10 protein-coding genes are annotated in these 8,891 nt (G+C 65.5%); 6 read left to right on the plus strand and 4 right to left on the minus strand.

Annotation, left to right across the window (positions count from 1 at the left end):
- Positions 1-20: 20 nt before the first annotated feature.
- The 6 genes from A0U87_RS15830 (at position 21) to A0U87_RS15855 (ending at position 5,546) form a co-directional block, all read left to right on the plus strand.
- Complete coding sequence (locus A0U87_RS15830) at positions 21-665, plus strand: phosphoribosylanthranilate isomerase (protein ID WP_137405683.1); 645 nt, start codon at positions 21-23, stop codon at positions 663-665.
- Positions 666-761: 96 nt separating this feature from the next.
- Entirely contained in the window at positions 762-2,003 is a 1,242-nt protein-coding gene (gene trpB, locus A0U87_RS15835; protein ID WP_048938439.1) for a tryptophan synthase subunit beta, read from the plus strand.
- Between the two features lie 2 nt (positions 2,004-2,005).
- A complete protein-coding gene (trpA, locus tag A0U87_RS15840) occupies positions 2,006-2,824 on the plus strand; it encodes a tryptophan synthase subunit alpha (protein ID WP_048938438.1) in 819 nt (272 codons plus the stop codon).
- Complete coding sequence (accD, locus tag A0U87_RS15845; protein ID WP_004207658.1) at positions 2,821-3,669, plus strand: acetyl-CoA carboxylase, carboxyltransferase subunit beta; 849 nt, start codon at positions 2,821-2,823, stop codon at positions 3,667-3,669. Before trpA ends, accD begins: the two co-directional genes overlap by 4 nt.
- A 33-nt stretch (positions 3,670-3,702) precedes the next feature.
- The gene (locus A0U87_RS15850) at positions 3,703-5,037 is read left to right on the plus strand and encodes a folylpolyglutamate synthase/dihydrofolate synthase family protein (protein WP_048938437.1); all 1,335 of its coding nucleotides are present in this window, start codon (positions 3,703-3,705) and stop codon (positions 5,035-5,037) included.
- Between the two features lie 68 nt (positions 5,038-5,105).
- Positions 5,106-5,546, plus strand: a complete 441-nt coding sequence (locus tag A0U87_RS15855) for a DUF6628 family protein (RefSeq protein ID WP_004207660.1) — start codon at positions 5,106-5,108, stop codon at positions 5,544-5,546.
- Here the strand turns inward: A0U87_RS15855 and A0U87_RS15860 are convergent.
- From A0U87_RS15860 to A0U87_RS26235, 4 genes are all read right to left on the minus strand, one after another.
- Positions 5,543-6,298, minus strand: a complete 756-nt coding sequence (locus tag A0U87_RS15860; protein WP_137405684.1) for a tetratricopeptide repeat protein — start codon at positions 6,296-6,298, stop codon at positions 5,543-5,545. The genes A0U87_RS15855 and A0U87_RS15860 overlap by 4 nt on opposite strands.
- A gap of 39 nt (positions 6,299-6,337) precedes the next feature.
- The gene (locus A0U87_RS15865; RefSeq protein ID WP_137405685.1) at positions 6,338-7,630 is read right to left on the minus strand and encodes an MFS transporter; all 1,293 of its coding nucleotides are present in this window, start codon (positions 7,628-7,630) and stop codon (positions 6,338-6,340) included.
- A 139-nt stretch (positions 7,631-7,769) separates the two neighbouring features.
- Positions 7,770-8,252: a response regulator gene (locus tag A0U87_RS15870; RefSeq protein ID WP_026109123.1), complete on the minus strand. Its 483-nt coding sequence runs from the start codon at positions 8,250-8,252 to the stop codon at positions 7,770-7,772.
- Positions 8,253-8,462: 210 nt separating this feature from the next.
- Positions 8,463-8,891, minus strand: a 429-nt coding sequence (locus tag A0U87_RS26235; protein ID WP_206366604.1) for a hypothetical protein, incomplete at its 5' end; no start/stop codon positions are given.

The following is an 8,891-nucleotide window of genomic DNA, read 5'->3' on the forward strand; positions in this document are numbered from 1 at the left end:
TACGGTCTAAAGGCCCGCCCATGTCCCGAATCGCGATCAAGATCTGCGGCCTGTCGACGCCGGAGACGGTGGACGCCGCCGTGCGCGCCGGGGCGAGCCATGTCGGCTTCGTCCATTTCCCCAAAAGCCCGCGTCATGTCGAACCCGACCAGATGCGCGCGCTCGCTGCGGCCGTCCCGGCCCATGTCGATCGCGTCGCCGTGGTCGTCGATGCCGATGACGAACAGCTTGCCCGCCTGACCGGCACCGGCGCACTCAGCGCCCTGCAACTCCATGGCAAGGAAAGCCCGGAGCGGGTCGCCGCCATCCGCCAGCGTTTCGGCCTGCCGGTGTGGAAGGCGATTTCGGTCAAGACCCGCGCCCATATCGACGCGGCCCAGGCCTATGCTGGCACGGTCGACCGGCTGCTGTTCGACGCGAAGACGCCCGATGGCGCGGCGCTGCCCGGCGGCATGGGCCTGCGCTTCGACTGGACCTTGCTGCGCGGCGTCGCCATGCCCGCGCCCTGGGGCCTGTCCGGTGGCCTTGGCATCGACAATGTGTGCGATGCGATCCGCCTGACCGACACGCCGCTGATCGACGTTTCTTCGGGCGTAGAGGATGCACCGGGCATCAAGAGTGTGGACAAGATCATGGCCTTCTGCAAAGCGGTGTCGGCATGTTGACGCTGAACGCCCCTGCCATGCGCATCGAAGGACGATGGCGCTGATCGCTTCCTGACCACAAGCGAACGCCCATCATTTGTCCCCGGAAAGATATTCATGACCGACACCATCACCCTGCCCAACAGCCTCCGCAGCCAGCCGGATGACAATGGCCATTTCGGCGCCTTTGGCGGCCGCTATGTCGCCGAGACGCTGATGCCGCTGATCCTGGAGCTGGAAAAGGTCTACAAGGCGGCCAAGGCAGATCCCGAATTTCACGCCGAATATGCCGAGCTGCTGCGCTCCTATGTCGGCCGCCCCAACCCGCTTTATTATGCCGAGCGGCTGACCGAAGCGCTGCGCGCCAAGGCCGAACCGGGCAAGGGTGCCAAGATCTACCTGAAGCGCGAGGAACTCAATCACACCGGCGCGCACAAGATCAACAATTGCATCGGCCAAGCGCTGCTTGCCCGCCGCATGGGCAAGAAGAAGGTCATCGCCGAAACCGGCGCGGGCCAGCATGGCGTCGCCACCGCGACCGTCGCCGCCCTGTTCGGCATGGAATGCAAGATCTTCATGGGCGCCAAGGATGTCGAACGACAGAAGCCCAACGTCTTCCGCATGAAGCTGCTCGGCGCAGAGGTGATCCCGGTCCATTCCGGCTCCTCGACGCTCAAGGATTCGATGAACGACGCCCTGCGCTACTGGGTGTCGAACGTTCATGACACTTTCTACATCATCGGCACCGCCGCCGGTCCGCACCCCTATCCCGAGCTGGTGCGCGATTTCCAGTCGATCATCGGCAAGGAAATCCGCGCGCAAATCATGGAAGCCGAAGGCCGCCTGCCCGACATGCTGATCGCCCCGGTGGGTGGTGGCTCCAACGCCATCGGCATGTTCCACCCCTTCCTCGACGATCCCGAAGTCGCGATGATCGGCGTGGAAGCGGCCGGCGAAGGCCTCGACAAGAAGCATGCCGCCTCGCTGGCGGGCGGCGCATCGGGCATCCTGCACGGCAACCGCACCTATCTGCTCCAGGACGAGGACGGCCAGATCACCGAAGCGCACAGCATTTCGGCTGGCCTCGACTATCCCGGCATCGGCCCGGAACATAGCTGGCTGCACGAGATCGGCCGGGTGAAATATCTGCCGATCAAGGATGATGAGGCGCTGGAAAGCTTCCAGACCCTCTCGCGCCTCGAAGGCATCATCCCCGCGCTCGAATCCGCTCATGCCGTGGCGGCAGCCGAACAGGTCGCGCCGACGCTGGACGCGGACAAGATCATCGTCGTCAATCTGTCGGGCCGGGGGGACAAGGATATTTTCACCGTCGCCGACGCGCTGGGAGTGGAGATGTGAGCATGACCGACCGTCTCGCCACCCGCTTCGCCGCCTGCAAGGCACAGGGCCGCGCGGCCCTCATCACCTTCGTGACCGCCGGTGACCCGGACGTTGCCGCGACCCCTGCCATCCTCGATGCGCTGGTCGCGGGCGGCGCCGACATCATCGAACTGGGCATGCCCTTCACCGATCCGATGGCTGATGGCCCGGCGATCGAACTGGCGAACCTGCGCAGCCTCGGCTCGGGAACCAAGACCAGGGACGTGTTCGCGCTGGCCGCCGATTTCCGCACGCGCCACCCGGAAACGCCGTTGATCCTGATGGGCTATGCCAATCCGATGCTGGCGCGCGGGTCCGACTGGTTCGCCGACCAGTGCCAGACCGCCGGCGTCGATGGCGTGATCTGCGTCGATATCCCGCCGGAGGAAGATGCCGAACTCGGCCCCGCCCTGCGCGCCGTCGGCGTCCACCTCGTCCGCCTTGCGACCCCGACCACGGACGCCGCCCGCCTGCCCGCCGTGCTGAACGGCGCCAGCGGCTTCCTCTACCATGTCGCCGTCGCCGGCATCACCGGCAAGCAGCAGGCGGCACAGGCCAATATCGAAATGGCCGTCGATCGGCTGAAGGCCGCCACCGACCTGCCGATCGCGGTCGGCTTCGGCGTGCGCACGCCCGAACAGGCTGCCGCCATCGGCCGCGTCGCCGATGGCGTGGTGGTCGGCTCGGCGATCGTCGACATCGTCGGCTCGCACGGCGATGCCGCCGGCCCCTTCGTCCAGGAATTCGTCGCGTCGCTCAGCGGCGCCCTCACCACTTCTATCCGGGAGACCGCAGCATGAGCTGGATCAACCGCGTTCGTAACGCCCTGCCCTTCACCAAGAAGGAAACCACCGCCGAAACGCTCTGGCATCAGTGCCCGTCGTGCAAGGAAATGGTCTTCATCAAGGAATGGGAGGAAAATCTCTCGGTCTGCCCGCGCTGCGACCATCATGGCCGCATCGGCCCGTCAGAACGGTTCGAGCAGATCCTCGACGCCGGATTCATCCTGCTGCCGACGCCCGGCGTGCCGGAAGATCCGCTCAAGTTCCGCGATAGCAAGCGCTACCCGGACCGGATCAAGGCCGCCCGCGCCTCCACTGGCGACCAGGATGCGCTCATCAATGCGCGCGGCGCAATCGACGACGTGCCTTTGGTCATGGGCGTGCAGAATTTCGCCTTCATGGGCGGCTCCATGGGCATGGGCGTGGGCGCGGCCTTCATCCAGGGCATCAATGACGCGATCGCGCATAAATGCCCCTATGTCATCTTCACCGCTGCCGGCGGCGCACGCATGCAGGAAGGCATCCTCTCGCTGATGCAGATGCCGCGCTCCACCGTGGCGATCCAGAAGCTGCACGCGGCCGGCCTGCCCTATATCGTCGTGCTGACCGATCCGACCACCGGCGGCGTGACCGCGAGCTATGCGATGCTGGGCGATATCCAGATTTCGGAGCCCAATGCCCTGATCGGCTTTGCCGGCCAGCGCGTCATCGAAAGCACGATCCGCGAAAAGCTGCCCGAAGGCTTCCAGCGCGCCGAATATCTGCTCGACCATGGCATGCTCGACATGGTGGTCCATCGCAGCGAACTGCGCGACACGCTGGCCCGCGTGATCGGCTATCTGACGCCGCGCGCCGCCGCCTGAGCCTCAAAAGCGCGATAGGGGGATCAGCGCGCCATGGCCGACCATGCCGTTTCGGACGACCCGCAGGTCCAGGCCCAACTTGACCGGCTCTGGTCGCTGTCCCCCGGCGCCGACATATTGGGACTGGAGCGGATCACCCGGCTGCTGGAGCGGCTGGATGATCCGCTCCATCGCCTGCCGCCGGTCTTCCATGTCGCCGGCACCAATGGCAAGGGGTCGACCTGCGCCTTCCTGCGCGCCGCGCTGGAGGCGGACGGCAAGACCGTCCATGTCTTCACCTCGCCCCATCTGGTCCGCTTCAACGAACGCATCCGCATCGCCGGCAAGCTGATCGACGATGCCATGCTCGCCGCCTATCTCGCCCGCGTGCTCGATGTAGCCGAAGGGATCGGTGCCAGCTTCTTCGAGGTGACGACCGCCGCCGCCTTCCTCGCCTTTGCCGAACATGATGCCGACGCCTGCATCATCGAGGTCGGCCTTGGCGGGCGGCTCGACGCCACCAACGTCATCGTCGATCCGGTCGTCTGCGGCATCGCCCAGCTCGGTATCGATCATCAGGCCTTCCTGGGTGACACGCTGCCCGTCATCGCCGCGGAAAAGGCCGGCATCGCCAAGCCCGGCGCGGCGCTGGTGACGCAGCGTTATGATGCCGCCCTCGCCCCGGTGATGCAGGACGCCGCCGATCGCGCCGGCACCCGATGGCTCGCCATGGGCTCCGCCTGGGACGCCGCCGTCTATCGCGACCGGGTCCATTATCGCGACGAACAGGGCCATGTCGACGTGCCGATGCCGCGCCTGCCCGGCGCGCATCAGGTCCAGAATGTCGCCCTCGCCATCGCCATGCTCCGCCATCAGCAGGCCGTGCCGGTCAGCGAGGCGGCGCTGAAGGCCGCGCCGCTCTGGGCGCACTGGCCCGCCCGGCTGCAACGGCTGGAGCGCGGTCCGCTGCTCGCGGCCCTGCCCGATGCGGCGGAAGCCTGGCTCGACGGCGGCCATAATGAAGCCGCCGGCCAGGCGATCAGCGCCTTCTTCACCGCCGACCGGTTGCACAGCCGCCAGATCCAGCTCGTCATCGGCATGCTCGCCAACAAGGATATGGATGCCTATCTCGCGCCGTTCGGCGGCCGGATCGCCCATATCCATGCGCTGCCGGTGCCGGGGCATGATCATCATCCGCCCGAACGCTTCGCCGCCATCGCCGCCCGCTGGGGCATAGGCTGCACCGCCCATGACGGGCCGCAAGCAGCGATCGCCGCCATCGCGCAGGATGCCGCCCAGGCCCAGGATGCAGCACCGATCATCCTGATCGCCGGCTCGCTCTATATGGCCGGAGAGATTTTGCGGTTGAACGGACAATTACCCGACTGATTTAGACTTGCGAATGCCTCGCAATAGCGTAGCTTGTGTATCCCCGAGTCACACAAAGGCGCACCCGCATGGCATATGGAGAAAGCTACCCCGTCGAACTGCCCCGGCCCATTCCGGGCGGCTATGGCAATCGGCTGTTCCTGTTCGTCATGCGCCGCATGGCGACGGCCGGGGTCAATGATGCCCATGCCGCCAATGCGATGCTGGGCGCCTTCGGCAAAAGCTATCGCCGGCCCCTGGTGCTGATGCGCGCGATGATGCTGGAACTGGCGCGCGCCGCCAGCCGCAAGATATTGGTCGCGCCCTGTTGCTGCGCGCGGATGACCGCGGACGAGGCGGCGATCATGCAAGCGGTGGGCGATGCGCTGCGTGATCCGCATACCGCCTTCGACAATGTCTCGGGACTGCTGGGCAATGACGATGCGCTGGGCGCGCTCACCTGCCTGCAGGCGGTGGCGCAGGCGCATAGCGACCTTGGCCGGCCGCTGGACCTCTACGCGGCAAATTAAGCCGCCGCCTTCCGCAACTCCGCCAGCCGCTCGCCGGCCCAGCGATACATGTCGGCCTGGGCGGCGCGCTGGGTGCGGTCGAGCCGCCTGGCCCGCTGCTCGACCTCCTCCAATATCTGCCGCGCGCGCAGCCGGTCACCCTGCTCCAGCAGGAAGGCGGCATAATGGCAGCGCGCCTCCTCGCCGGCATAGCGGCTCATCACATCCTCGAACAGCAGGCGCGCCTGCGCATCCTCACCGATATCGGCCAGCATCCGCGCCCGCAACAGCGCACGCCGATCCCATTCACTGCCCCGGCCAACTTCGGGCCCATCGTCCAGCTCCGCCAGTCCCTCGCGGCTGCGCCCCAGTTCGAACAGGGTCTGCGCCAGCTTGACCTGCGTCGTCGCATCCTGTCCCGGCCCCAGCGCCAGCCCCTTGCGATAGGCCGCCTCCGCCTCGGCAAAGCGGCCCAGGTCCAGCAGCGCATCGCCCAGCGCGATCCGGTTGGCGGCGGTTTCCGCCAGGTCCAGATCGGCCCGCGCCTTGCGCAGGCCGCGTTCGGGATCGACCTTGCCGACCACCTGGCTGCGCGCGGTACGCAGATGGCGATTGCCCCAATAGGCCGGCAGCACCTCCAGCATCAGATAGGCAAAGCAGCCCGCCAGCGAGAAGAGGAAGATGAACAGCATCCAGATCTGGTTGCGGCCGCTGCGCACGACATCGACCGCACAGATGATCTGGATACAGATGGACGCGACGAGGAAGATCATGCGATGCAAAAGTCCTGATTGTTCGACCTATTCGTCACCTCAGTCGTCCGTCGTGCTGGGCTGACGAACGCTGTCCACGACAAAGCCCTTATGCCAGATCAGCCAGAGCAACAGCATGCCGGGCAATGCCGCGACGACCGTCGTCAGCCAGAATCCGACCCATCCTACATTCTCAGCGATGATCCCTGCCGGCGCAGCCAGCCAAGTGCGACCTACAGCAGCGAACGATGACAATAATGCGAATTGGGTTGCGGTGTAGGCAAGGCTGGAAAGGCCGGACAGATAGGTGACGAACACCGTCAAACCGATACCACTCGTCACCTGCTCCGTCGCCACCGCTATGGTCAGCCACAAATTCGAATGGCCGTGCATCGCAACGATGACGAACGTCAAATTGCTGAGCATCATCATCAGCCCCGATATAAACAGGGCGCGCCCCATGCCGAGCCATGCGATGAAAGGCGCAGCCAAGGCCGTGCCGACGATCAGGCCCCAGAAGCCGACGACCTTGTTGATGGCGATAAACTCAGCATCGGTGAACCCAAGATCGACGATCATCGGGTTGAGCATGCCCTGCCCCATCGCATCGCCTATTTTGTAGAGCAGCACGAACAGCAGGATCAGAACCGATCCCTTGCGCCCCAGAAACTCGATGAAGGGATTGAGCACCGTTTCCTTTAGCCATGCGCCGAACCGCTTCCCGGCCATTTCCCCATGGCGATCAACATAAGTGCCCGGCCCAGCCCAGAGCGCCCCCAGCGCACCGGGCAGCACCAGCAAGGCGGTCAGGCCATATGCAAGCGGCCAGCCAAGGCCGAGTCCTGTCTGCGGTGAATAGAGGAAGATCGTCCCGACCCCGGAGAAGAAGGCGCCAAGCCGATAGCCGAACTGGTTCGTCGCCGTGCCATAAGGCATCTCTTCATCGCTCAATATCTCGATACGATAGGCATCGATCACGATATCCTGTGTCGCGCCCAGGAAGGAGACCAGGATCGCGCAAAAGGCGAAATAGCCAAGATGATTGGAAGGATCGCTGCTCCCCAGCATCCAGATCGCGCCGAACAGCAGCAACTGAATGAAAAACAGCCAGGCGCGCCGCTGACCGAAAAGCCGCGTGAGGATCGGAAGCGGGAGCTTATCGACCAACGGCGCCCAGAGCCATTTGAGCGTATAAGGTGTCGTCAGGCCGATAGCGAAACCGATCGTAGACTTCTGGATACCCACTTTGGATAGCCAATAGCCCATCGTGCCAAGCAGCAGCATAAGCGGAAACCCGCTCGATATGCCGATCAACAAGGCCACGAACGGCATTTTCCCGAAATAGGGACGCATGACATCCCGCCAGTTCCGTTTACCCTCGGCGATATCTGTCACACATATTCCCCGCGCCCGTTCATTACGGGCGCCACCATATGAGCAAATGCAGCAGAGGCAAGCGGCACGGGCCTGCCTGCCCCGGATCAGCCCGGTGTCAGGCGATCTCGGCGAACAGCTTCATGCCGCGCGGCTTGCGTGGTGGCGCACGTCCGGCCAGCACAGCATCGACCACCGCGATCGCCGCCAGCAGGTCGCGCGGGGCGAAGGGCTTGGCGAGGCAGCCGACCGCCAGCGATCGCGCATCGGCGGGACAGGCACCGGTGACGAACAGCACCGGCAATTGGCGCGCATGGGCATGACGCGCGACCTCTATGCCGCAACGCCCACCGCGCAGATTGATGTCGGTCACGACCAGATCGACCGATCCGGCATCGATCACGCGGGCAGCATGAGTGTGACTGTCGACGGTGGCGGCGATACGATAGCCTGCCTGGGACAGGATATGCTCATGGTCGAAGGCGACGAGCGGTTCATCCTCCACCACCAGCACGCTGCGAATGGCGTTGCGCGGCGCACCTGCCCCGTCTCTCGCCCCGTCCCTGGCGGTGTCGTCCCCTCTGATTCGCCCGAAAAACATTTGCTGTCCTGCCCCGTTTCCGCCATGCAACCGACCAACGCCGCGCCCCGGCGCCGGGTTGCGCCCGGCCGGGGCTTTGCCGTTCACATGGACGGCGCTATGGCACCGTTCATCATATTGCACATGCCGCCCTGATATGGGGATGGCCACCCGTCACGAAAAGGAATGCATCAAGTGGAACCGCCAAAAAAATCTGGTCCGCCGCGCCGGTCAGGTCCGGGCGGTCCCAAGCGTACCTCCGGCCCCGGATCGCGTGACGGCGCCGATCGCGGCACTGGCCGTGGCCCCGCCCGATCGGACGCCCGATCGGATAGTCGCAACGAAGGTCGCTTTGACAGCCGGAGCGAAGGCCGTCCGGGCCGCCCCGCCCCGCGTGGCGAGCGCCCCGATCGCAATGGCCCCGGCGAGGCCCGAGGCAATCGCTTTGGCGAAGGCCGCAGCGAACGCGGCGAAGGTCGCGGCGCCCGCCCCGATCGCAGCGCTTCGGGCGAAGGCCGTAGCGGTCGCTTTGCCGGAAACCGCGAAGAAGGCCGTGGCGACCGCCCGGCCCGCGGCGCGCGTCCCGATCGCAACGGTGCCGGCGAAGGCCGTGGCCGCTTCGGTGAAGCGCGCGGTGAACGCAGCGAACGCCCGGCCCGT

The sequence above is a fragment of the Sphingobium sp. MP9-4 genome (assembly GCF_005281675.1).
Lineage (GTDB): Bacteria > Pseudomonadota > Alphaproteobacteria > Sphingomonadales > Sphingomonadaceae > Sphingobium > Sphingobium yanoikuyae.

Bases quoted from the DNA above. Each gene is read 5' to 3' on its own strand.
- A0U87_RS15865 (WP_137405685.1), bottom strand. From the start codon at position 7,630: ATGCGTCCCTATTTCGGGAAAATGCCGTTCGTGGCCTTGTTGATCGGC.
- A0U87_RS15860 (WP_137405684.1), bottom strand. From the start codon at position 6,298: ATGATCTTCCTCGTCGCGTCCATCTGTATCCAGATCATCTGTGCGGTC.
- trpA (WP_048938438.1), top strand. From the start codon at position 2,006: ATGACCGACCGTCTCGCCACCCGCTTCGCCGCCTGCAAGGCACAGGGC.
- A0U87_RS15855 (WP_004207660.1), top strand. From the start codon at position 5,106: ATGGCATATGGAGAAAGCTACCCCGTCGAACTGCCCCGGCCCATTCCG.
- A0U87_RS15870 (WP_026109123.1), bottom strand. From the start codon at position 8,252: ATGTTTTTCGGGCGAATCAGAGGGGACGACACCGCCAGGGACGGGGCG.
- A0U87_RS15850 (WP_048938437.1), top strand. From the start codon at position 3,703: ATGGCCGACCATGCCGTTTCGGACGACCCGCAGGTCCAGGCCCAACTT.
- A0U87_RS15830 (WP_137405683.1), top strand. From the start codon at position 21: ATGTCCCGAATCGCGATCAAGATCTGCGGCCTGTCGACGCCGGAGACG.
- trpB (WP_048938439.1), top strand. From the start codon at position 762: ATGACCGACACCATCACCCTGCCCAACAGCCTCCGCAGCCAGCCGGAT.
- accD (WP_004207658.1), top strand. From the start codon at position 2,821: ATGAGCTGGATCAACCGCGTTCGTAACGCCCTGCCCTTCACCAAGAAG.